General features: G+C 66.9%; 18 protein-coding genes, 1 tRNA gene and 1 pseudogene. 1 reads left to right on the forward strand and 19 read right to left on the reverse strand.

Going from position 1 to position 24,334, the window contains the following annotated elements:
• The first annotated feature begins 262 nt into the window (after nucleotides 1-262).
• Entirely contained in the window at nucleotides 263-2,518 is a 2,256-nt protein-coding gene (locus PT282_RS06535) for a transglycosylase domain-containing protein (protein WP_277168725.1), read from the forward strand.
• Nucleotides 2,519-2,700: 182 nt separating this feature from the next.
• On the opposite strand, the gene leuA is transcribed toward PT282_RS06535, so the two are convergent.
• The 19 genes and pseudogenes from leuA to pgi form a co-directional block, all read right to left on the reverse strand.
• The gene (gene leuA, locus PT282_RS06540; RefSeq protein WP_277168726.1) at nucleotides 2,701-4,608 is read right to left on the reverse strand and encodes a 2-isopropylmalate synthase; all 1,908 of its coding nucleotides are present in this window, start codon (nucleotides 4,606-4,608) and stop codon (nucleotides 2,701-2,703) included.
• A 227-nt stretch (nucleotides 4,609-4,835) separates the two neighbouring features.
• Nucleotides 4,836-5,456 carry a DUF5701 family protein gene (locus PT282_RS06545; protein WP_277168727.1) on the reverse strand — a complete coding sequence of 207 codons (621 nt, stop codon included), beginning with the start codon at nucleotides 5,454-5,456 and terminating at the stop codon, nucleotides 4,836-4,838.
• 195 nt (nucleotides 5,457-5,651) lie between these two features.
• Nucleotides 5,652-6,716: an aspartate-semialdehyde dehydrogenase gene (locus PT282_RS06550; protein WP_277168728.1), complete on the reverse strand. Its 1,065-nt coding sequence runs from the start codon at nucleotides 6,714-6,716 to the stop codon at nucleotides 5,652-5,654.
• A 231-nt stretch (nucleotides 6,717-6,947) separates the two neighbouring features.
• Nucleotides 6,948-7,490, reverse strand: coding sequence for an ACT domain-containing protein (locus PT282_RS06555; RefSeq protein ID WP_277168978.1), 543 nt, complete (start codon nucleotides 7,488-7,490; stop codon nucleotides 6,948-6,950).
• Nucleotides 7,491-7,609: 119 nt separating this feature from the next.
• A pseudogene (locus tag PT282_RS06560) lies at nucleotides 7,610-8,374 on the reverse strand (aspartate kinase).
• 335 nt (nucleotides 8,375-8,709) lie between these two features.
• Entirely contained in the window at nucleotides 8,710-9,312 is a 603-nt protein-coding gene (recR, locus tag PT282_RS06565; protein WP_277168729.1) for a recombination mediator RecR, read from the reverse strand.
• Nucleotides 9,313-9,323: 11 nt separating this feature from the next.
• Nucleotides 9,324-12,263 (reverse strand): DNA polymerase III subunit gamma and tau, encoded by a 2,940-nt coding sequence (locus PT282_RS06570; protein ID WP_277168730.1) that lies wholly within the window; start codon nucleotides 12,261-12,263, stop codon nucleotides 9,324-9,326.
• 89 nt (nucleotides 12,264-12,352) lie between these two features.
• Nucleotides 12,353-12,805: an Rv3654c family TadE-like protein gene (locus PT282_RS06575; RefSeq protein WP_277168731.1), complete on the reverse strand. Its 453-nt coding sequence runs from the start codon at nucleotides 12,803-12,805 to the stop codon at nucleotides 12,353-12,355.
• Nucleotides 12,806-12,840: 35 nt separating this feature from the next.
• Nucleotides 12,841-13,233, reverse strand: coding sequence for a TadE family type IV pilus minor pilin (locus tag PT282_RS06580; RefSeq protein WP_277168732.1), 393 nt, complete (start codon nucleotides 13,231-13,233; stop codon nucleotides 12,841-12,843).
• Nucleotides 13,234-13,326: 93 nt separating this feature from the next.
• Nucleotides 13,327-13,602 carry a DUF4244 domain-containing protein gene (locus PT282_RS06585; RefSeq protein ID WP_277168979.1) on the reverse strand — a complete coding sequence of 92 codons (276 nt, stop codon included), beginning with the start codon at nucleotides 13,600-13,602 and terminating at the stop codon, nucleotides 13,327-13,329.
• 144 nt (nucleotides 13,603-13,746) lie between these two features.
• Nucleotides 13,747-14,382: a tadC protein gene (locus PT282_RS06590; RefSeq protein ID WP_277168733.1), complete on the reverse strand. Its 636-nt coding sequence runs from the start codon at nucleotides 14,380-14,382 to the stop codon at nucleotides 13,747-13,749.
• A gap of 190 nt (nucleotides 14,383-14,572) precedes the next feature.
• On the reverse strand, nucleotides 14,573-15,274 hold the full coding sequence (locus PT282_RS06595; RefSeq protein WP_277168734.1) for a type II secretion system F family protein: 702 nt from the start codon (nucleotides 15,272-15,274) through the stop codon (nucleotides 14,573-14,575).
• A 111-nt stretch (nucleotides 15,275-15,385) separates the two neighbouring features.
• Nucleotides 15,386-16,375: a CpaF family protein gene (locus PT282_RS06600; protein WP_277168736.1), complete on the reverse strand. Its 990-nt coding sequence runs from the start codon at nucleotides 16,373-16,375 to the stop codon at nucleotides 15,386-15,388.
• A complete protein-coding gene (locus tag PT282_RS06605) occupies nucleotides 16,372-17,376 on the reverse strand; it encodes a hypothetical protein (RefSeq protein ID WP_277168737.1) in 1,005 nt (334 codons plus the stop codon). Before PT282_RS06605 ends, PT282_RS06600 begins: the two co-directional genes overlap by 4 nt.
• Nucleotides 17,377-17,958: 582 nt before the next feature.
• Nucleotides 17,959-20,679: a polyribonucleotide nucleotidyltransferase gene (locus PT282_RS06610; protein WP_277168738.1), complete on the reverse strand. Its 2,721-nt coding sequence runs from the start codon at nucleotides 20,677-20,679 to the stop codon at nucleotides 17,959-17,961.
• Nucleotides 20,680-20,973: 294 nt separating this feature from the next.
• Nucleotides 20,974-21,243: a 30S ribosomal protein S15 gene (rpsO, locus tag PT282_RS06615; protein WP_277168739.1), complete on the reverse strand. Its 270-nt coding sequence runs from the start codon at nucleotides 21,241-21,243 to the stop codon at nucleotides 20,974-20,976.
• A gap of 156 nt (nucleotides 21,244-21,399) precedes the next feature.
• Entirely contained in the window at nucleotides 21,400-22,098 is a 699-nt protein-coding gene (locus tag PT282_RS06620) for a hypothetical protein (protein WP_277168740.1), read from the reverse strand.
• 62 nt (nucleotides 22,099-22,160) lie between these two features.
• Nucleotides 22,161-22,231, reverse strand: a tRNA-Gly gene (locus PT282_RS06625).
• Nucleotides 22,232-22,443: 212 nt separating this feature from the next.
• Nucleotides 22,444-24,138 carry a glucose-6-phosphate isomerase gene (gene pgi / locus PT282_RS06630; RefSeq protein ID WP_277168741.1) on the reverse strand — a complete coding sequence of 565 codons (1,695 nt, stop codon included), beginning with the start codon at nucleotides 24,136-24,138 and terminating at the stop codon, nucleotides 22,444-22,446.
• Nucleotides 24,139-24,334 lie beyond the last annotated feature (196 nt).

Raw genomic sequence — 24,334 nt, forward strand, 5'->3', positions numbered from 1 at the left:
CAACGGCGACATGGCCCGATATCCCGAAACGGAACGAGCCGAGCCAAGACGGGCCGATTCCCCCGATACACCAACGCAACAGGGCGCCCACACGGATCAGAGGGGGGCATACAGATACCGCATATATATAAAGGACCGTGCAACCTCCAGCCTGCCTTTTCTCTACGGGAATAAAAAACACTCCCCCGAATCCCCCATATGGCCCCGATATGACCCGTTTGACCGGCAGGATTTCTCAGGGGCAGCGGTTACGGTTGTTCCCATGGCTTCCAGGAAAAACATGAGCTCCGCACGGTCCAGGACCGCCGCCTCGCGCGGCTCCCGCCGTTCAGGCAGGCACACCTCCGCCCCCCGCCGACGCAGGGGGCGCGGCGGCAGCGCGACCATGCCCAGAAACAACCATGGCCCGCGCCGCAAGGCACCGAAACCGAAGAAGCGCCATCTGCTGCTCAAATGGATAATCGGCATCGTCCTGGCCGGACTGGTGGCGGGCATCGCCGCATTCGTCTATCTCTACGTGACCACCGAGGTGCCACAGCCCGAGAAGATCGCGATGGCAGAGAAGACGACCCTCTACTATTCCGACGGCACCACCGAGATGGGCCATTTCGCCACGCAGAACCGTGAGATCATCAGCTGCGACGCGCTGCCGAAATACGTGGGGCAGTCCATCGTGTCTTCCGAGAACCAGACCTTCTACAAGGACAAGGGCGTGGACCTCAAGGGCATCGCGCGCGCGTTCCTCAACAACGTGACCGGCGGGGCGCGGCAGGGCGGCTCGACCATCACCCAGCAGTACGCCGAGCGCTACTACATGGGCGACACCCACACCTACCTCGGCAAGCTGCGCGAGGCGATCCTGGCCGTCAAGATCACGCAGACGCAGAGCAAGGACCAGGTGCTCTGCAACTACATGAACACCATCTACCTCGGGCGCGGGGCGTACGGCATCCAGGCGGCCGCCAAGGCCTACTACAACAAGGACGCCAAGGACCTCACCATGCCGGAGGCGGCCATGCTCGCCGGCATCATCCCGGCCCCCTCGACCTGGGACCCGGCGGTGAACTCCAAGCGCGCCGACCAGCGCTTCAACCGCGTGATCTCGATCATGAAGAGCCAGGGCTACATCACGCCGGGAGACGCCAGGAGCGCCAAGCCGCCCCAGACCATCTCGCCGCAGGCCCAGGAGAACTCCTACGCCGGGCAGAACGGCTACCTGCTGCAGATGGTGCGCGAGGAGCTGACCGCCGACGGCACGTTCAGCCGCGACGACCTCGACACCGGCGGCTACAAGATCGTCACCACCATCGACAAGAACAAGCAGGACCTGATGTTCAAGGTGGCCAGCCCCTCGCAGGGCGGCGACGGCATCGTGCCCGCGGGCGTGCAGATCGGCGGGATGAGCGTCAACCCCAAGGACGGCTCGATCGAGTCGGTCTACGCCGGCGACGACTACCTGACCAAGCAGCTCAACAACGCCACGCAGGCCACCTACGAGCCCGGGTCGACCATGAAGCCTTTCGCGCTGCTGGCCACGGTGCAGGCCGGGGTGAGCCTCAACACGACCTTCAACGGCAACTCGCCGCGCACCTACACCAACATCACCCAGCCGGTGCAGAACTTCGGCAACCAGAGCTTCGGCAACGCCAACCTCTACAGCGCCACGGCCAACTCGGTCAACACCATCTACATGGACCTCCAGCAGCACCTGGGCGCCAAGAAGGTGGCGCAGACCGCGCAGGCGGCGGGCATGAACCCCAAGCTGGTGACCGGCAACAACCCCTTCACCGTGCTGGGCAACGACGGCGTGCACGTCGAGGACATCGCGCAGGCCTACTCCACGATCGCCAACCAGGGCAACAAGCCCACGCTGCACATCGTCTCGGCGGTCAAGGACCCGAAGGGCAAGGACATGTACCGCGCGCCCACCGACACCGAGCGCGTCTTCAACGCCAACGACACCGCGCTGGTGACCAAGGCGATGCAGGGCACCGTGCAGTACGGCACCGCCACCGAGGCGCGGGGCATCGGCAAGAGCGTGGCCGGCAAGTCCGGCACCGCCAACGACGGCACGGCGGGCAGCTTCGCCGGCTTCTCGCCCAACACGGTCACCGTCTTCGCGATGTGGGACCCGGATGGCAACGGCGCGCCGCAGGAGCTGCCCAACATCGGCCGCTACGGCACGGGCAGCGACTACCCGGTGCACCTGTTCACCCAATACATGAAGCAGGCGCTGGCCGACACCCCCAACGAGGCGTTCCCCGTAGCCAAGGACACCGGCAAGGTCGGCGGCCCGGACGGCTCGTGGGGCACCGGCGGCGGCTCGCGCTCCTACACCTACACGCCGAAGGACGACGAGTCGACCGGTGAGTCCAACGGCGGCTCGAGCACAATCTCCGGTGGCGGGATGAGCGGCGGCAGCGACGGGAACGACAGCAGCGGTACGACGACGCCGAACGAACCGTCCGCACCTTCGGCTCCAGGAGAGGGCGGCACTCCCCAGAGCACAGGTAACTGAGATCCGTAGGTAAACGAAAAGTGGTGGCAACCGACCTAGAGCCGGTTGCCACCACTTTCGTTATTTGTCGCCATCTATCCGTTATCTACGAATCAGCCCTCTTCCGCCATCATCGGTCAGCTTTTGAACGGCATGATCGTGGAGGCGGAAGCGAGCTCACGGACCTTCGGACCCTCAGACCTTCAGCGCCGCGAACGGTTGATGGCCGAGATGACCGCCTTCAGGGAGCTGGTGGTGATCGACGAGTCGATGCCCACGCCCCAGATGATGCGCTCGTTGCCCTCGCCGCCGATCTTGCACTCCACGTAGGAGGCGGCCGTGGCGTCGGTGCCCGAGGTCATCGAATGCTCGGCGTAGTCCATCACGCTCACCACAAAGCCCATCGAGGCCAACGCGTTGAGGAAGGCGTCGAGCGGACCGTTGCCGGCGCCACTGACCTCGCGCTCGATCGGGTCGGCGCCGGGCTCGGCGCCACGGTCGAGCAGCCTGGCCTTGAGCACCGTGTCGGAACCGTCCTCGCCCGAGGTGACCGAGACGTTGAGCAGGCGCAGGCGGCCCCAAGTCTCGAGGCTCTCGTCGGCCTCGTCGGAGACGGCCTCGCCGTTGACCAGCGCGCCCGACTCCCCGACCGGCAGGTACTCGTCCTTGAAGAGGCGCCAGATCTCGTCGTCCTTGACCTCCTGGTCGGTCTTGTCGGCGTAGTTCTGCACCACCTTCTCGAACTCGATCTGCAGACGCTTGGGCAGGTCGAGGTTGTGGTTGGTCTTCAAGAGGTAGGCCATGCCACCCTTGCCGGACTGCGAGTTGACGCGGATGATGGCCTTGTAGCTGCGGCCGATGTCCTTGGGGTCGATCGGCAGGTAGGGCACCAGCCAGACGAAGTCGTCGAGGTTGGCTCCGGCGCGCTCCGCGGCGTCCTGGCGGGCCTCGAGCCCCTTCTTGATGGCGTCCTGGTGGGAGCCGGAGAAGGCGGTGAACACGAAGTTGCCCGCGTAGGGGTGGCGCTCGGAGATGGTGAGCTGGTTGCAGTATTCGACGGTCTTGCGGATCCTCGGCACGTCGGAGTAGTCAATCTGCGGGTCGACGCCCTGGGTGAGCAGGTTGAGGCCCAGCGTGACCAGGTCGACGTTGCCGGTGCGTTCGCCGTTGCCCAGCAGGCAGCCCTCGACGCGGTCGGCGCCGGCCAGCACGGCCAGCTCCGCGGCGGCCACGCCCATGCCCTCGTCGTTGTGCGGGTGCAGGGAAAGCACGATGGAATCGCGGTTCTTCAGGTGGGTGGAGACGTACTCGACCTCGTCGGCGAAGACGTTGGGCGTGGTCATCTCGACGGTGGCGGGCAGGTTGATGATCATCTTGCGCTCGGGCGTCGGCTTGATGACGTCGCTGACCGCGTCGCACACCTCGACGGCGTAGTCGGGCTCGGTGCCGGTGAAGGATTCCGGGGAATACTCGTAATAGAGCTCGGTGTCGCCGGCCGCGCCCTCGAGGTCCTTGCAGAGCTCCGCGGCGTCGGTCGCCAGCTTCTTGATGCCTTCCTTGTCCTTGCGGAAAACGACCTCGCGCTGCAGCACGGAGACGGAATTGTAGAAGTGCACCACGGCTCGTTTGGCGCCGCGCAGGCACTCGTAGGTCTTGCGGATCAGGTGCTCGCGCGCCTGGGTGAGCACCACGATGGTGACGTCGTCGGGGATGAGCTCGCGCTCGATGAGCATGCGCACGAAATCGTAGTCGGTGTCGGAGGCGGACGGGAAGCCGACCTCGATCTCCTTGAAGCCCATCTCGATCAAGAGGTTCCAGAAACGCAGCTTGCGTTCGGAATCCATCGGGTTGACCAGCGCCTGGTTGCCGTCGCGCAGGTCGACCGAGCACCAGCGCGGGGCGCGGCGCAGCCTCTTGGACGGCCACGTGCGCTCGGGGTAGTCGAACGGGATCTGCTTGTCGTAGGCGACGTACTTGCCATAGGGCATGGCGCTGGGCTTCTGCGGCTCGCCGATGAACCGTGCGGGAGGCAGCAGCAGGTCGTTGTTACCTCCATTGGATTGTGCGGCGATTGCCGCGAGATCAAATACCGAAGATTGATCCTGACCCATCACTCCTCCTTTTCCTGATTCCATGCGCCGCGCTCTGCGGCGTAACTTCAGACAAAACCCACGCTGCGCCTGTGTGACAGCCTAGGCGGCCGTGCCCATGCAAGCGACATCGCGGGATAATCCTCAATGATACCGACCGAACGCGGAACGCACCGTTGCCGTTCCGGGATGCGGCTATGAAAATTTGGCATGGCCGCGCCTTTGCGGGAGCGGCCGGGCGGACGCGGCTAGCGGAACAGCGAGACGCCGCAACGGGAGCGGCAGTAGGCGTTGCCCAGCCAGGTGTGGCGCGAGTTGGGCCACACGGAACCGAGGCGCGGGGCGTCCTGGCTCATCCAGATGCTGGGGAAACGGCCGTCGGCGCTGCGCGAGCCAAGCAGGTTGAAGCCGTTCTTGCGCACCAGCCAGTCGGGGTGCTGGGTGGCGATGGCGAGGCCCTCCTCGAGGGTGAGCGGCACACGTTCGTCGGATTCGATGAGCTTGCGGGCCACGTCGGGCTCGCGGTTGACGTAGGCGGTGCCGGTGTGGGGACTGACCACCAGGTAGAACGGGCCCTCGGGCGGCTCGAAACCGTCCTGCGGCAGGAAGCTGGCGACGTCGCGCGGGGGCATGGTGGTGAAGCCGGCCATGCGGTTGATGCTGGTCCTGGAGATCAGGGACTCGGGGCTCACCAGCTCGTGGGTGGGCACCAGGAGGATGTCGGTGCCCAGGTCGCTGTCCTCGAGCGCCTCGATCAGCGGCCGGGCCAGCGAGCGGAACACGGCCTCGCTCATATCGGCCACGTCGGGATAGCCCAACGCGGTGATCCGGTCCAGTTGCCTTTGCGCTTCTTGAGATGCCTTCGACATATCTCCAGTATGTCACGCGGACGCGTCAGGCTTCCGGCACCGCTGTATCTCCGGCACTTATGCAAAGGCAATCACACTTTTAGGCCGTTTTCTGAGATTATCTCCGCACCTCCGTCACTTATGCAGAGATAATCACATTTTCGAGCCGTTTGCTGAGATTACGGTCACATCGGCGATGGGCGACGCAGACGATGGCTACGCGCCGAAGTGCTTGCGGGCGATGATCTCGGCGAGCTCGACGGCGTTGAGCGCGGCGCCCTTGCGCAGGTTGTCGTTGGCGATGAAGAACGCGAGGCCCTTCCTGCCGTCGACGGCCTGGTCCTGGCGGATGCGGCCGACGAAACTCGGGTCCTTGCCGGCGGCCAGCTGCGGGGTGGGGATGTCGGCCAGCTCGACGCCCGGCGCGGCTTTCAGAACCTCGCGGGCCATGTCGGGGGTGACGTCGCGCTCGAACTCGGCGTTGACGGACATGCCGTGGGCGGTGAAAACGCCGACGCGCACGCAGGTGCACGAGGCGGCGAGATTCGGCAGGTGCAGGATCTTGCGGCTCTCGTTGCGCAGTTTCTGTTCCTCGTCGGTCTCCTCGCTGCCGTCGTCGACGACCGCGCCGATGAAGGGCACGGCGTTGAAGGCGATGGTGCGCGCCACCTTGGTGGGCTCGGGGAAGTCGATGGCCGAGCCGTCGAAAACTAGCTTGTCGGCGCCCTGGTCGACGGCGGCCTTGGCTTCGTTCATCAGCTGTTCGACGCCGGCGCGGCCGGCCCCGGACACGGCCTGGTAGGAGCTGACGATCAGGCGCTTGAGGCCGAAGTGGGTGTCGAGCGCCTTCAGGACGGGAATGCAGGCCATGGTGGTGCAGTTGGGGTTGGCGACGATGCGGCGCGGGATGTCGTCGAGGTCGTCGGGGTTGGCCTCGGCCACCACCAGCGGCACGTCGTCGTGCATGCGCCACTGCGAGGAGTTGTCGACCACGTAGGCGCCGGCCCCGGCGAATTTCGGCGCCCAGACCTTGGAGGTGCCGCCGCCCGCGGAGAAGATGGCGATGTCGATGCCGGAAAGGTCGGCCTTGGCCACGTCCTCGACCACGATGTCGTGGCCGCGCCAGGTGAGCCGCGTGCCGGCGGAACGGGACGACGCCATGAACCGCAGGTCCGCCACCGGGAAATCACGCTCGTCGAGCACCCGGCGCATCACCATGCCGACCTGGCCGGTGGCCCCCAGCACCGCGACGTTGACCCCACGATCATTGATCCGAACCATCTCTAATCCCCTTTGCGTTTCAGCTTGGCGCACGCACGCCACCATGCCTCGGCGGTGCGTTACCTATGACTATAACGGCACAGCGGACCAGACGCCGGCGATGTCCGAAGTGCGCGCGGCGGGACGATATGACATGACGATAGCTGTTGAAGCGCGATGGGAATGGCGGAATATGGCACACTCAAGCTGCGCCGCGACGCACACCGCCTATGGGTATGAGAGAAACCGGACTCAGCGGCCGGTGCCGCCGTAGACGACCGCCTCGATCTGGCTGGCGTCGAGGCCGTAGGCGGTGTGCAGGGCGCGCACGGCGTCGTCGAGCTGGCCGAGCGGCACCAGCGCGGCGATGCGGATCTCGGAGGTCGAGATCATCAATACGTTGATCTGTTTCTCGCTGAGCGCCTCGAAGAACTTGGCGGCGAGGCCGGAATGGGTCTTCATACCCACGCCCACCACGGCGACCTTGCCGACCTCGGTGTTGATGTCGTAGCTGCGGTAGCCGAGCTCGGCCTGCTTGGCAGCGAGCACGGAGTCGACCTTCCCGATCGCGTTCTCGGGGACGGTGAAGGAGATGTCGGCGGTGCCGGTGGAGGCGCCCGCCTGCACGATCATGTCGACATTGACGCCCGCGAGCGCCAGCTGGGTGAAGACCTTGGCGGCCATGCCCGGCTCGTTGTCCACACCACGCACCGTCGCCAGCGCCTCGCTGCGGTCGTGGGCCACCCCCGAGATAACCGGCGCCTCGGGGCCGAGGTCGGGGAAGAGGTCGCCCATGGAGGCGTTGCCGCCGTTGTTGTTGCCGTTGCCGGTTGTTTCGTTTGTGGCGTTCATGCTCTCATCACTCCGCTTCGTTTCCTGGTTGTTGTCATGGTCTTTGCCGGTCATGCCGTCGCCTAGCCGAGGTTGGGCAGGTTGCGCGCGCTGACCCCGTTGGGGATGACCAGCGTGCCCGGGCGGTGCGAGAACGAGCTGCGCACGTGCAGCGGCATGTTGAAGCGCTGGGCGTATTCCACGCAGCGCAGGGCGAGCACCTTCGAGCCGCACGACGCCATCTCGAGGATCGCCTCGTAGCTGATCTCGGGAATGCGGCGGGCGGTGGGCACGATGCGCGGGTCGGCGGTGAAGATGCCGTCGACGTCGGTGTAGATCTAGCAGATGTCGGCGCCCAGCGCCACCGCGAGCGCCACCGCCGAGGTGTCGGAGCCGCCGCGGCCGAGGGTGGTGTAGTCACCGTCGGCGTTGATGCCTTGGAACCCGGCGACGATGGCCACGCTGCCCAGCCCCAGCGCGCGGCTGACGCGTTCGGGCTTCACCGAGCGGATGTGGGCGGCGCCGAACCGGGCGTCGGTCATGAATCCGGCCTGGGAGCCGGTGAAGGAGTAGGCGTGCTCGCCGGCGGCGTGGATGGCCATCGCCAGCAGGCTCATCGAGATGCGCTCCCCCGCGGTCATCAGCATGTCCATCTCGCGGGCGGGAGGGTTGGAATCGATGCTCTTGGCCTGGTCGATCAGGTCGTCGGTGGTGTCGCCCATCGCCGAGACCACCACGGCCACGTCGTTGCCGGCGCGCTTGGTCTCCACGATGCGTCTGGCCACACGTTTCAGCGATTCCGCGTCCGCCACGGAGGAACCGCCATACTTCTGCACGATAAGAGCCACTGCCATTCCTGTCTTCGTCAATCGTCGGATCGTCCGCCATCGTTCGGGCCGTGTGCGACGCGTTTCCGGGCGCCGCACCCGCGCGCGAACGGAGCCGGGCGTAGGACCCTCATTATAGGAACGGCGCACTACCTCGGGCCGCGCGTCTCCGTCATGCGGGCAAGGACGTCCGACAGCGTGCGAAACACGCTGGACGCGGGCAGGACCGGTACAAGCGAACGAGGGACGAATCCCCGGGGCAGGCCATGACCGACAAACCAGTGGACGAGGGTTACTGACGAACCGGCGAACAGAGCGACATACGGGAGCCACCGAACTCCCATACGGCGGATGGACTATGCCTCGCGACGCCCCGCCAGCGCCCGGCCGAGGGTGATCTCGTCGGCGTATTCCAGGTCGCTGCCCACCGGCAGGCCGCTGGCCAGGCGGGTGACCTTGAGCCCCAGCGGCGAGAGCAGGCGGCTCAGGTAGGTCACCGTGGCCTCGCCCTCGATATTGGGGTCGAGCGCCAGGATGATCTCCTTGACCTCGTCGGTCTTCAGGCGGTCGAGCAGCTTGGGGATGGCGAGGTCGCCGGGGCCGATGTTGGCCATGGGGTTGATCGCCCCGCCGAGCACATGGTAGACGCCACGGAACTCGCGGGTGCGCTCGATGCTCATCACGTCCTTGGGTTCCTCCACCACGCAGATGGTGGTGTGGTCGCGGCGGGGGTCGGCGCACACCGGGCACGGGCTGGTCTCGCAGACGTTGCCGCAGATGTCGCAGAAACGCACCTTCTCCTTGACCTCGCGGATCGCGTCGGCGAGCTCCTGGGCCTCCTCGTCGTTGGCGGAGAGCAGGTAGAAGGCGATGCGCTGCGCGCCCTTGGGCCCGATGCCCGGCAGATGCGCGAACGAGTCGATGAGCCTCTGGATCGCGCCGTCATAGGCCAATGCCATGGATGTTCCTCCTAGTGCTGCTCGATGTCATGCCGTTCGGCCGGCTTGACGTTCTTGGGATTGTGGGGGTCGTTGGCGTCGAAACGCTCGACCTTCTTCACCTCGAAAAGCTTCGAGAGCTCGTCGATGCCGAGTGCCGTGGCCTGCCCCAGCGACTGGTCGTCGAGCGAGTACTCGTCCTCGTCGGCGTCCACCTGCGGGCGTTGCGCGGCGGCGCCGGCCTCCGGGGCGCTGAAGCGTCGCTTGAGATCGGCCATGCCGGGACCACCGGGGCCACCGGCCGCCGAAGGTCCGTTTTGTTCGATCGGACCGTGTTGCGCCGCTTGACCGGGCGCTGACATCTGAGGGACGCCGTCCTGTACCGGATCCGAGGCTCCACCGAAATCGCCACCGGCTTGCCCCTCTCCCGGAACGGCTGCGGCGCCACCGGCCTGAGCGTTCATGTTGGACGCATTGCCGTTACCCGCACCGTTGGCACCACCGTCGGCATCGCCGCCGGCACTCTGGGATTCGGAGACCGCCCACGGGTCGACCCCGTCGCTCGTGTCCGGCACGGCGACATGCTTCTTGTGGTGGGTCTGCGATTCGGCCGCGGCGTCAAGCGCCTTCTCGGTCGCCGTCTGCCCATCTGCCTCGTCACCATTGGCCATATGCAGCCATGGGTCGTAATCGTCGTCCTCCGGTTGCGGACCGCCAGCCGTCGTGTCCGGAGCCGCCGCGCCACCCTTGTGGCCATCGGCAGCATCGGTCGACTTTCCGGATTCCGCTGCATCGCCGGGGCCACCGGATGCCGTGGATTCCCGCGAGCCCGCGGTGTTCCCTGAGCCAGCGGATTGCGCAGAATCCGCAGACCTTTGCGAGCTTACGGACTCCGATGAGTCGGCAGCCTTGCCGGAACCGACTCGGTGGGAGGAATCGTCGCTTTCGTCGTCGCCGGCCTCACCCTTGGACGGGGTCTTGGACTCGGAGGCGGCGTGCGGAGCCGAGACGATGGAGCCGCCGTCGACGAGTCCGGCCTTCGAAAGCGCGATCTTGCGCTTGACCTGGGCGAGGTCCTCGGGCCTCATGCGCTTGGTGGAGACGACCTTCTCGCCGTTGGCCGCCACGCCGGTCGGCGCGATCATCGTATGCTGGCCGAACACCGAGCGAACCGCGTCGAGGACCACGTTGGCGGCCTTCTCGCCGTTGTGTGCGGCGTCGGAGGCGATCGCCAACGCGAAGGCGTGCTGGCTGAGCGCGGTGTCGAAGGTCATGGCCAGACGCGACTTGCCGGCAGCGTTGGTCATGAACGCGATCTGCGGCACCTTGTCGCGGGTGACGTATTCGCGCACGCCTTCGGGCAGTGCGGAGAGCACCACGTCCCATTTCTCGTCGGGGGTGGCGTTCGGGTCGACGTGCGGTGCCGGGGCCGCGGCTTTGGCGGCGCCGCCGTCCTGGGGCGCCGAAGACGCCTGAGCCGCCGCGGCCTGGTGCTGCGCAGGCCGATCCTGCGGGACCGGTTGGCCGGCGGCTGGCGCGGACTGACCATTGCCCTGCATGGCCGGTGCGTTGCCTTGGGCACCTTGTGCCGGCATGGATTGGCCGGATCGGTTACCGGTCGGCTGGGCCTGTGACCCGCCGATGAAACCACTCTGACCATTACGGCCATTACGGCCATTCCTGCCGCCCTGCGGACCGGCTCCCTGCGTCGGCGCATTGCCATTCACGGCGGAAGCGCCACCACGGTTCGAGCCGATGAAGCCTCCCCTGCCCGCAGCCTGGGCAGTCGGGCGTCCGCCATTCGACGGCTGTCCGGAGCGACCGGCGGCTTCCTGCCGCACAGCCGGCTGCGCCGAGCCGAAACCGTTCTCACGGCCGGAAAGCAGACGGGCGGCCAGAAGCTCCAGCCGCATGCGGGGCGAGATGGCACCGGTCATGCCGCCGAGCGCGGTGTTGATGACCTCGGCCATCGCGCTGAGAGTGGCGAGCCCGAGCTCGGACGCCTGGCGATGCAGGTCGGCCATGTCCTGGGCCGCCGAATCGTCGTCGAGCACGCTTTCGGCCTTCTCGCCTCCCAGGGTGAGCACCAACAGGTCGCGCACACGGGCCAGCAGGTCCTCCACGAACCGCCGCGGTTCGAAGCCGCCGACCACGACCTTCTGCACCACGCCGTAGAGCTTCTCACCGTCGGCGTCGATCACGGCGTCGATGGCCTCGCCGATGAGGGCGTCGGGGGTGAAGCCGAGCAGCGCCACCGCCGAATCATACGAGATCTCGCCGTCGACCGCCCCGACCATCAGCTGGTCGAGCACAGAGAGGGTGTCGCGCACCGAGCCGCCGCCCGCGCGCATCGCCAGCTTGAGCACGCCCGGCTCCGGCTCGATCTTCTCCTGTTCGCAGATCCGCTCGAGGTAGGGGCCCATGACCTCCGGGGAGACCAGGCGGAAGGGATAGTGGTGGGTGCGCGAGCGGATGGTGGAGATGACCTTGTCGGGCTCGGTGGTGGCGAAGATGAACATGACATGCTCGGGCGGCTCCTCCACGATCTTCAGCAGCGCGTTGAACCCCTGCTGGGTGACCATGTGAGCCTCGTCGAGGATGAAGATCTTGTAGCGGTCGCGGGCGGGCGCGAAGGCGGCGCGTTCACGCAGCTCGCGGGCGTCCTCCACGCCGTTGTGGCTGGCGGCGTCGATCTCCACCACGTCGATCGATCCGGGGCCGCCGGTCTCCAGGTCCTTGCAGCTGTCGCATTCCCCGCAGGGGTGCGAGGTGGGGCCCTTGGCGCAGTTGATGCACCGGGCGAGAATGCGCGCGGAACTGGTCTTGCCGCAGCCGCGCGGCCCGGAGAAGAGGTAGGCATGCGTCAGCTTGCCCTCGTCCAACGCTCTGGACAGGGGGACGGTGACCTGATCCTGACCGATGATCCCATCAAAAGTGTCCGGCCGATATCGCCGATACAATGCAAGTGCCATATCCTCTAACCTACCTTCACCCGACTATCTTCACACCCACCGGCGGACGGAATCGCCCTGCCGGCCATGGCGTATATGACGCATGGCGTCTATACACCGCACTCCACCGGTCCGGCCCGCGCGGCACGCACGACCTGCGGAGCCACGGGCACCGACGTGGCATACGAGACCTTGACGACCACGTCCTCGCCACGCACCTGGCAGGAGACCAGGTTGCCGTCGTTGGCGCGCGCCGTCAGCCCCGCCCGCACGCACGGGTCGCCCTTGCCCTCCCACTGCGAGACGGCACCGGCGATGGCGGCCTGGTCGGCGACGCTGCGAGCGTGGGCGATGCAGATGAGCACGCGTCCGCCGGCGGCGATCACCGTCAGCAGGATGGCGGTGACGGCCACCAGCATCACCCCGCTGACGGTGCCGGAACCCCGGTCCTCGCCGGCCAGCCAGACGCGCCATGACCGCATCGTCCGGGCGCCGGCCGAAGGTCCGTCGTTGACGGATTCGGCATCCGAGCCATCGGACGGCCGCGAATCGACATCCACCATGCTTTTGTCTCCTTCCAAGACCGGATTCGCCCGCGCTATTGCAGCAGGCCTGTCGCCTTGCCCGTGACGTGCGTGGGCAGCACGTGCATCGGATCGGGGACGACCGGGCAGCTGACCACCACGTCGACCTTGCCGACGCCACGGCTGACCGAGACCTGCGCCCCGTGGTCGGCAGCCTCGATCGCGGCGGCACGGGCACGGCCGTTGTCCTTGGTGGTGACGGCCACGCGCGCGCCGGCCGACGCCGCGTCCTGGCAGTTCATCTCCACGGTCACCGCCCGCGCCAGCATCAGCAGCAGTGCGGCGATGGCCACCACGGCCGGCAGCACCATGGCGAACTCGGCGGTCACCGCACCGCGGTCCTCACCCCTGACGGCCGCGCGCGCCTTGCCCGCAAGACGACGCACGCCATGGCATATCCATCGCATAGCCACCCTCCTGACCTTGTCGGCATTTCGCATCTTTCAGCCCACCCGGGCCCGCGGCCGGACGAACCACATTCGACCACAACCCGGTCCTCGCTAGATCTTCAGGGCCTTCTTGATGATGTTGAGCAGCAGCGTCCTGACCTCGCCGGATTTCAGCAGCGCGATCAGCACCGCCGCGAAGCCCGTGGCGGCGACCAGCACCACGGCGTACTCGGCCGTGACCGCCCCCTCGTCCTCGCCGGACAGCCAGGCGCGCACCCTCGCGTCGGTGAGGCACACCTTGGTCCTGACGCGCTCCGGTATCGTCGCCAGGCCACGCCCCTGGCGACCCGGGATGGTGACCAATGCGTTCGCGCTTCCCATGTTCATGTTCATGTCTCCTCCTTGTCGATGACGCGACCCCTGTGATCGCGTTACGACCATTCTTCGGCAAAATGCACGGCCAACAAAGCGATTTCGGGTACTGTGGTCGAACGGTTTGAGTTATCCACATTCCGGGCGTGTCGTCCACATTCACGAGACGAACGAGCCAATGGAGGGCACCACGCCGATGAGCATGAACGACGGCAGGAAGCACATGGCGGTGGGCAGCAGCAGCCGCACCGAAAGCCTGGAGGCGCCGCGTTCGATGAGCGCGCGCTGCCGGGCGTCGAGCTGCTCGATGGTGCTTTCCAAGCGTGATATCGGCGAGATGCCGTAGGTCCATGACTCCTCGAGGGCGTCGGCGAAGATCGCGAGCGCCTTGGCGGTGCCGCTTCCGCCGGCATCACCCATGCCATCGCCCGGTTGCCGAAGCGAATGACGCGCCTTCCCCGCGCTCGAAGACCCGCCGGTCGCATCCTTGCCCAGCGCGGCCAGCAACCATGCGTCGCGCCAATCCAGGCCTTCGGCAAGCGCCTTGGCCGCGCCCCGCAGCCCCTCGCCCAGCTCGCCGCCGACCAGCGAGCCCACCAGGTCCAAGGCGTGCGGGATGGAGGCACCCTGGCGGATGGCGACGACCATCATCTCCAGCACCAGGTTCAGCGATATGGCCACCTCGTCGTGGCGCGCGAAGGCGGCGAGCCTGGCCTCCACCGTCCTCGCCGATCGTCGGAACGCCACAAGGCAGCAAGCCGCCGCCCAACAGGCCGCCAGACATGCCATCACCATCCACATAGCCGATTCCTTCCGCCAGTATCGTCGCCACGGTTCGCCGGCCGACGCATCACGTCCATGTCGCGCTGTCTGCGCCGAAACCGCGCCACCGCCACACGGCACGAACCACCGCATTCATCCCGTCTTGGTAACCATGAGGCGGAGGCGCCTGTCCCATGGCCGCGCCCACGGTCTTCTCCGCCCATCATCCGTCCGACACCGGCACCGTGAACGCCTTGGCCGCCTCCTGCATCTCGCGCATCATCGCCCGCATCCACATCAGCCCGATCGCGTACGCCGCCAGCCCGAGCGTCAGGCAGATCCGCCCGGCACCCGTGCCCAGCAGGAACGCCAGCGAGTCGGCACCCATGAGCTCGCCGAACACCAGGGTGGCGAACGGCAGGGCGGAGAGCAGCTTGACGGTCGACTTGGGCATGGCGAACGCGTTGCCGCGCAAGGTGCGCATCATCCGGTTGCGCCTGTAGGAGTCGGCGACCGCGTCCATGCAGCGCAGCGCGCCGTAGCCCAGCTCATGGCTCACCCTGCAGGCGAGGTCCAGCTCGGCCGCGGTCTCGCCTGCCTGCTCCGCGGTCTCGTCGTCATCGAGGTGCTCCACCAGCAGGTCGCGCAGCGCACCACGGCCGGGCAACGTCGCCACGCCGGCCATCACCCCGCCGCAAGCCTCGCCGAAGGCCTGCTCCAGCGACGAGCCGGTGCGGATGCGCGCCTTCACGTTCTCCAGCACCGCGAGGATGCCCTCATGCTCCGGCCGCTCCGGCTCGTCCCGTCCGTCCGTATCCGTGGTCCATGCCTCCAACCGAGAGGCGGCGGGACGCGACCTGGCCGCCAGCCACAGCATGGCCAGGGCGAGGGCCGCCAAGGGCCAGCGCCAACCTTGCGTCACCATATCCATGGGCCTCCTCTCCTCATTGCCTCTCCTTCCGGCATATTCCGATTCCCCGGCGGATACGGACGCGCCAACAGCATCGCCAACACCACCAGGCCGGCCTCGGGCCAGCTATGTCCACTGGCTGACGAACCGGGCCCACATGGGTCCGGGAACCGCGCCCTCCCTGCCGTTCCACGTGGCGATCGGCACGCCGACGAACTCGTCGTGGGCGACCACCAGCCGGCCGATCTGCACGATGTGGCGACGGCCCTCGATGCGTTCCAGATGCAGCACCACGTCGAAGGCGTTGGCGGCCAGCATCATCAGCGCCTGCCGGTCGAGGCCGGCCAGCAGGCCCAGCGCCACCAGCCTGGACGGCACCCTGGCAACGTTGTCGGCGTGCAGGGTGACCATGCCGCCGTGGTGGCCGGAGTTGAAGGCGCGCAGCAGGTCGGCGATCTCCTCGCCACGGCATTCGCCCAGCACGATGCGGTCGGGACGCATGCGCAGCGTCGCCTTCACCAGTTCGGGCAGGCCGACGGCGCCGGCCCCCTCCACGTTGGCCTCGCGGGCCACCAGGGAGACGTAGTCGCCGCGCTTCAAATCGCCGAGCTCGCGCACCTCCTCGACGCTGACGATCCGCTCGTTGGGGTCGCACTGGCCGAGCAGCGCCTTCATCAGCGTGGTCTTGCCCGACCCGGTGCCTCCGGTGATCAGTATCGTGGCCCGTTTGCGCACCAGTCCGCACAGCAGCGGGAACCACGAGACGGGGTAAAGCCCCTCGGCTCCCAAGCCGCTGAGCCGGGGCACGAATCGGCTGGGGAAACGGATGGAGATCGCGGCGCCCTCGTTGACCAGCGGTGCGATGACCGCATGCACGCGGATGCCTTCCGGGCTCGACGCGTCGGCGATGGGGCACGCCTCGTCCAGGCGCCTGCCAAGCTGCGAGCACAGCTGCGAGGCGTACTGGCGCACCACCTGCGGCGAGCGGAAGGGGATGGCCGGATGGTATTCGCGCATACCCTCGCCGCGGTCGGCCCACACCCTGCCCTCGCAGGTCACCGCGATGTCGGTCAGCTTCGGGTCGGCGGCCAGCTGCTGCAACGGACCGAACATCATGTCCGACCACCTCCCTTCCTGCCAGACTTGCCGGAGCCATGCCCGCCATCGCCGGCCAGTCGGGCGCACAGCCTGTTGAGCACCGGGCGTTCCGAGCGGTTGATGCCGGCGATGCCGAGCCCCTCCAGGATGTCGCTGGCACGGCGGGCGTCAGCGGAGAGCGGGCCGATCACCTCACGGCCCAGGAACGAGGACGCCTCGCCGACGTCGACCACGCCCCGCCCGTGCGAGGTGCCGCGTGGCTCGGCGCCCACCACGGCCAGCACCCCGCCCCCGTCGTCCCGCCCCGATGCCGATACGAAATGCGCGATCAACGATTTGGCGCGGATGAGCCCCAGCACCGAAAGCTCGGCGACGACCACCTTGCCCATGTTCGCCGCGTCGGGCAGCTGGCTGAGCAGCCGGCCCCGGCCCGCGTCGACGATGACGAGGTCGCTGACCGACGCAAGCCCCGCCAACGCCGCCGAGGTCTCCCACCATTCCGGCTTGGCGCCATTCCACGGGTCGCTGGCCAGCACGGGGATGCCGTGCCACCGCGGCAGCTGGGCGACAAGGGCATGGCCGTCCACGCGCCCCAGCGGAGTGTTGAGCGTGCTGAAGCGCAGTCCCTTGTCGTTCTCCAGGCCGAGCAGCACGTCGAGGCCGCCGCCTTCGAAATCGCCGTCGACCAGCGCGCAATCCATGCCCTCACCCGCGCAGTGCGAGGATGCCAGGGCGCTGATGACGCTCACCCCCACGCCTCCGCTGGCGCCCACGAAGGCCACCACATCGCCCGCGATGCCCGTCTCCCCCGCGTTGTCGCCGTCATCGGCGAAGGCCACTACGGCTCGTGCGGCCGCGGGCACCGGAGCGTCGGTCACCAGTTCGGCGGGGGCGAAGACGGGCTCGTCCACCCGCACCATCTGCCCGGCCGATCCGCTTTGGCCGACCGGGTGCCGTTGCCCAGCCGTCAGTCCCGTGGGATTGGGCGCCGCCACCATCGGCCGCCCTGGCGGAGGCATGGAGGAACCATGCCGGACCAACGCCCGTCCGGGCCCCGAAACTTCCAGGGCGGTTCCGGCCGGCACGCGCGGCGAGGGCATGGGCACCGGCACGGATACGGAAGCGGACTGCCCCGGATTCCCCGGCCACCGTGATTTTCCGCCGCCGGAGCGCGAGGGCAGCCTCCGGCCATTGCTATCGATGAAATCTCTCATGGCCCCATTGAAACGCCTGACGCATCGGCGAGTAAAGCCAATCGGGCCACTGTGGTCGAACGGTTGGGGTTATCCACATTTGAGGCGTGTCGCGGTCCCCACGCCCGACTTATCCACAATTCGCCCACTTTCTCGACATCCGCGATTCCATAATCATCCCCAACATCGCCCTGCCCCCTCCCGAAATACGGCATAGCAAAAGGCCCTGCGGACCAAGCTGACTTCTCAGCTGGCCCACAAGGCCTTCATCGATTCCGATTCACACGGCGCGCCATTGGCTAATATCCACAGCGACCGACCGCAAACAGAGCCTTGACCATCAACAGCCTCGGCTCATCGGCCGGCCGCCCCGGACTCACTCAGCCCCGGTGCGACGCGCCCCAGAACTCACTCGTCGAACGGGTCGAAGTCGCGGCGGATGCGGCGGCGCGGACGCTCGCTGCGCTCCTCGCGGTCCTCGCGGTACTCGTCGTAGTGGTCATCGGTGGCGTAGCGCGGGTTGCGACGGCTGCCACGGTAGCCACCGGAACGGTGGGAGTCGCGACGGCCGGAACGGCGGTCGTCATGGCGACGGTCATCGTAACGGTCCCCACGCTCCTCGCGCTCGTCACGGTCCTCGTGGCGGCGACGCGGACGATCCTCGTAATCACGGTCACGACGGTCATCGCGGCGGTCACGGCGGTCGTCATGACGGCGGTCGTCGTAACGGTCCTCGTGGCGGCGGTCATCGCGCTCGTCACGGTCGTCGTGACGGCGACGCGGACGATCCTCGTAATCACGGTCACGACGGTCATCGCGGCGGTCGTCATGGCGGTGGCCACGATAGCCACGATCGTCACGGCGTCCATGCCCACGGCGGTCGTCACGGTCGCCACGGCCATGGCCGCGTGCGCCGGACTGCTGGCCTTCGAAGCCGGGGATGGCCAGGGAGATCTTGCCACGGTCGTCCACGCCCTGCACGATCACCTCGACGGTGTCGCCTTCCTTCAGGACGTCCTCGACGGCGTCGATGCGCTCGCCGTTGGTGAGGTTCCGGATCTGCGAGATGTGCAGCAGCCCGTCGGTGCCGGGGGTCAGGTTGACGAACGCGCCGAAGCTCGTGGTCTTGACGACCTTGCCGTTGAAGGTCTCGCCGGCCTCGGGGATGTGCGGGTTGGCGATGGCGTCGATGGTCTCCTTGGCCTTCTCGGCGCCCTCGCCGCCTTCGGAGGCGATGTAGACGGTGCCGTCGTCCTCGACGCTCACGTCGGCGCCGGTGTCCTCCTGGATCTGGTTGATCATCTTGCCCTTGGGCCCGATGATCTCGCCGATCTTGTCGACGGGGACCTTGGTGGTGAGGATGCGCGGAGCGTAGGGGCTCATCTCGGCCGGGGCGTCGATGCACTCGTTGATGACCTCGAGGATCGTGGTGCGCGCTTCCTTGGCCTGCTGCAGGGCCGCGGCCAGCACGTCGGCGGGGATGCCGTCGAGCTTGGTGTCGAGCTGCAGGGCGGTGATGAACTCGGAGGTGCCGGCGACCTTGAAGTCCATGTCGCCGAAGGCGTCCTCGACGCCCAGGATGTCGGTCAGGGTCTTGTAGACGTGCTTGCCGTCGACGTCACCGGAGACCAGGCCCATCGCGATGCCCGCGACGGGGGCCTTCAGCGGTACGCCGGCCGCGAGCAGCGACAGCGTGGAGGCGCAGACGGAACCCATCGAGGTGGAGCCGTTGGAGCCGAGGGCCTCGGAGACCTGGCGGATGGCGTAGGGGAAGTCCTCCCTGCTGGGCAGCACGGGCACGAGGGCCTTGCGGGCCAGGGCGCCATGGCCGACCTCGCGGCGCTTGGGCGAACCGATGCGGCCAGCCTCGCCGGTGGAGAACGGCGGCATCTCGTAATCGTGCATGTAGCGGCGCGTGTCGGGCCCGGAGATGGCGTCGATCTTCTGCTCCATCTTGAGCATGTTGAGGGTGGTGGCGCCCAGGATCTGGGTCTCGCCACGCTGGAAGAGCGCGGAGCCGTGGACGCGCGGCACCACGTCGACCTCGGCGGAGAGCGTGCGGATGTCACGCAGGCCGCGGCCGTCGATGCGGAAGTCCTCGCTCAGGATGCGGCGGCGCACGATCTGGCGCTGCAGCTCCTTGAAGGCGTTGCCGAGCTCCTTGTCCTTCTCCATCTCGTCCATGTCGGTGAACTCGTCGGCGAGACGAGCGCGGACGTCTTCCTTGATCTCGTGGATGCGCTCCTGGCGCGGCAGCTTGGCCGCGATCGAGAGGGCCTCGTTGAGGTCGTCGTGGGCGATCTCGTCGATGCGCTTGTAGAGCTCGTCGGTGTACTCCGGGAAGAGCTTGAACTCCTTGGTGCTCTGCTTGCCGGCCTTCTTCGCCAGCTCGCTCTGCGCCTCGCAGATGACCTTGATGAACGGCTTGGCGGCCTCGAGGCCACCGGCCACGACTTCCTCATCGGGCTTGGTCTGGCCCTCGTCGTAGATGAGCTTCCAGGCGTTCTTGCCGGCACCGGCCTCGATCATGGCGATGGCCACGTCGCCGGACTCGACCACACGGCCGGCCACGACGATCTCGAAGACCGCGCGCTCGCGCTCGCTCCAACGCGGGAAGGCGACCCACTGGCCGTCCACCAGCGCCAGGCGCACGCCGGAGACCGGGCCCTCGAAGGGCAGCCCGGAGATCATGGTCGACATGGACGCGGCGTTCAGGGCGATCATGTCGTAGGCGTCATCGGGGTTGCAGGCGAGCACCGTCTCCACGACCTGCACCTCGTTGCGCAGGGTGTGGGGGAAGAGCGGGCGCAGCGGCCGGTCGATGATGCGGCAGGCGAGGATCGCGTCGTTCGAGGGGCGGCCTTCGCGACGGAAGAAGGAGCCGGGGATCTTGCCCGCGGCGAACATCTTCTCCTCGACGTCGACGGTCAGCGGGAAGAAGTCGTAGTTCTCCTTCGGGCTGGAGCCGGCGGTGGTGGTGGAAAGCACCATCGAATCGTCGTCCAGGTAGGCGGCAACGGCGCCGTCAGCCTGCTGGGCCAGCCGGCCCGTCTCGAAGCGCAGCGTGCGCTTGCCGAATGTTCCATTGTCTATTACGGCCTCAACGGCCTTGATTTCGGGACCCTCCAAGGGTTCCTCCTTTGTCTGTTTGTTTCTTGTCTACCACTTCAAAATGCTCTATCGGCATCGGGCGCCACCATCTTCCTTACGGCAAACCTGGCCGCAGCGCGCCCCACATGTCTTCGTTCACTTCTCAGTTTCGTTTTTCATTATCGGCCTTCACCTTAAGGCCGTCCGGCGTTTCTTCACCCGCGAACATCACCGACGGTCATTCACCGTCGCTTCGTGTCTTTCGCCCAACATCCGATCCGTCGTCCACCATCTACCAAAACGCCCGAGCGCGAGCCCGGGCATAAGATGAAATCATCGACGCAGACCAAGGCGCTCGATGAGGGAACGGTAGCGGTTGATGTCGATCTTCTTGAGGTAATCGAGAAGACGACGGCGGTCGCCGACCATCAGCAGCAGGCCACGACGGGAGTGGTGGTCATGCTGGTGGGTCTTCAGGTGCTCGGTCAGATCCGAGATGCGCTTGCTCAGCAGCGCGACCTGAACCTCGGGAGAACCCGTATCGCCTTCGTGCGTCGCGTACTTCGTGATGATCTCGTGCTTTTCGTCAGCCGTAAGTGCCACGGCATCCTCCTTGTTGTTGCTGCGCGGTGCCACCGGCTCAGTGCCGGAGCGCTCTCTATCCGCGGGCGAGTTCACGCCAAGTTTCAAGTATACGTGCCGGTATGGATGAACCGTAATTCGCCTCCGTACGGCGCGCCGGCGGCACGGCCGCGACGCTCAGACGGCGTAGAGCAGGCCGCTGAAGAGCACGACCAGCAGCGCCACGGCCTCGATGGCGAAGAAGAGGATGAAGGCGGCCCAGCTGTGGGTGAGCACGTTGAACGGCGAATCCTTGTCGACGCCGATGAGCAGGCCCACGAAGACCACCGCGAAGACGGCCACCGCCGCCAACGCCGCGATGATGCCGAGGTTGGCCGCGTTGGCGAGCACCGACGAGGGGCCGTAGACCACGTAGGTGGAATACCAGAACCTGAAGCGCAGCAGGCACACGCCGCCGATCAGCTGCTCGGCGAAGAGGGTGAGCACGAAGAGCACGCGCCAGAACCAGCCGTGCTCCTCGACCACCGAAAGCGCGATGCAGGCCAGGCAGACCACCGTCACCGTCCACGAGACCAGCGCGATGCCCTGCGGCGAGAACGGGCTGAACGTCCTGATGACCCGGGCGGTGTGGTCCATGGCCAGCGTGCGGCCGAACCAGTACGGTCCGATGATCGCGGCGAGCAGGAGGACGGTGAAGACGACCCAGCGCACCGGGTGTGAGCGCCGGCGCTGGATGTCGGCCAAAGAGAGTTCGGTTTCGGGGATGGAGGCCTCGGGATGCTTGGAGACGTTGACCGTCTCGACCTTGCCCTCCACGATCTCGACGGCCTTGTTGCCGCCATCGCCATGGTCGTTTTCCGACGATCTGCCCGCCATAGAACATCCGCCTCGCTCGTGCCATCGAAAGAACAGAATCAGCGGTGCACCACACCGCGGAGAGCGGATGACGGGAATCGAACCCGCGTAATCAGTTTGGAAGACTGAGGCTCTACCATTGAGCTACATCCGCGTGTTGGTTTCGCCTTGCGTTCCGGCCCGCGCTGGGCAGGCCGCACAAAACGACAACCGCCAGTATACACGAGCCACGGAATCGGCGGCACGCGGGATGGCGTGGCCGGACGGCGCGCATGGGTTCCGATACGGAACGACCCCGAACCGGCTCGGGGCCAATTCGGGGTCGGTTCGGGGCTGGTTCATGGCCAGCGACGAATCCGCCGATTGCTACTTGCGATGCGCGCGGTAGAAGCGGATGAGGCTCTGGGTGGAGGCGTCCTGCGCCGCCAGCGCCTCGTCGTCCTTCGAGATCGCCGGGGTGATCTGCAGGGCGAGCTGCTTGCCCAGCTCCACGCCCCACTGGTCGAAGGAGTCGATGCCCCAGACGGTGCCCTCGGTGAAGACGATGTGCTCGTAGAGCGCGATCAGCTCGCCCAGCGAGAACGGGGTGAGCTCGTCGCCGAAGATCGAGGTGGTCGGGCGGTTGCCGGCGAAGACGCGGGCCGGCACGATCTCCTCCGGCGTGCCCTCGGCGCGCACCTCGTCGGCGGTCTTGCCGAACGCGAGCGCCTTGGTCTGCGCCAGGAAGTTGCCGAGGAAGAGCTCGTGGACGTCCTGGTCGCCGTCATTCGCCGGGTTTGGGGTGTTGGCGAAGGCGATGAAGTCGGCCGGGATGAGCTGCGTGCCCTGGTGGATGAGCTGGTAGAAGGCGTGCTGGCCGTTGGTGCCGGGCTCGCCCCAGAAGACCTCGCCGGTCTCGGTTGTCACCGGGCTGCCGTCCCAGCGCACGGACTTGCCGTTGGACTCCATCGTGAGCTGCTGCAGGTAGGCCGGGAAGCGGTGCAGGTACTGGTCGTAGGGCAGCACGGCGTGGGTGGCCGCGTGGAAGAAGTTGTGGTACCAGACGTTGAGCATGCCCATCATCGCCACGACGTTCTTCTCGACTGGGGTGTTGGCGAAGTACTCGTCGATCTCGTGGAAGCCGGCGAGGAACTGCTCGAAGCGCTTCGGCCCGTAGACCACGGCGATGGAGGTGCCGACCGCGGAGTCGACGGAATAGCGGCCGCCGACCCAGTTCCAGAAGCCGAAGGCGTTGGCCGGGTCGATGCCGAACTCCTCGACGCCCTTGAGGTTGGTGGAGACGGCGACGAAATGCTTGCGGATGGCCTCGGCCCGCTTGGCGTCCGAGCCGTCGATGGCGCCGGAGGCCTTGAGGCCGTTCAGCAGCCAGGTGCGGGCCTCGCGTGCGTTGGTCAGCGTCTCGAGGGTGGTGAAGGTCTTGGAGACGACGATGAACATCGTGGTCTCGGGGTCGAGATCCTTCGTCTTCTCGGTGATGTCGTTGGGGTCGATGTTGGAGACGTAACGGGCGGAAATGCCGGCGTCCGCGTACGGCTTGAGCGCCTCGTAGACCATGACCGGGCCCAGGTCGGAGCCGCCGATGCCGATATTGACCACGGTCTCGATCTTCTTGCCGGTCACGCCGCGCCATTCGCCGCTGCGTACCTTGTCGGCGAAGTCATAGATCTTCTCGAGCGTGGCGCGCACGTCGCCGACCACGTCCTGGCCGTCGACGATGAGCTTGCCCTTGTCGCTTGCGGGGCGGCGCAGCGCGGTGTGCAGCACGGCGCGGTCCTCGGTGGGGTTGATGTGCTCGCCGGAGAGCATCTGCCCGAAGCGCTCCTCGAGGCCGACGGCCTTGGCGAGGTCCGCGAAGAGCCTGAGCGTCTCGGGCTTGATGAGGTTCTTGGAGAGGTCGAAGTGCAGGTCGCCGGCCTCGAAGCTCAGCGCCTCGACGCGCTTCGGGTCGTCGGCGAACCACCGCTTCAGGTCGATGCCCTGCTCGTGCAGTTGGTCGAAGTGCTGTTTGAGCGCCGCCCACTCGGGGGTCCTGGTGACGTCGATAGGAGGCTTGATGGCCATGGTATAGGGTCCTTTCATCACATGTCGCGGGGGTTTCGCAGCTTCGTCTTATGTTCTCACACGCCTGTGGGTTCCGTGCCCGTCGTTTGTTGTGCCATTGGTTATACGGCCCGATTCTACTCACGAAATCAGACACGGCGCCCCGCGATTCCACCCGCCGCCACCGCCCCGCTCCGGCCCGCCATGGCGCTTGTGG

Source organism: Bifidobacterium sp. ESL0763, from assembly GCF_029433395.1.
Lineage (GTDB): Bacteria > Actinomycetota > Actinomycetes > Actinomycetales > Bifidobacteriaceae > Bifidobacterium.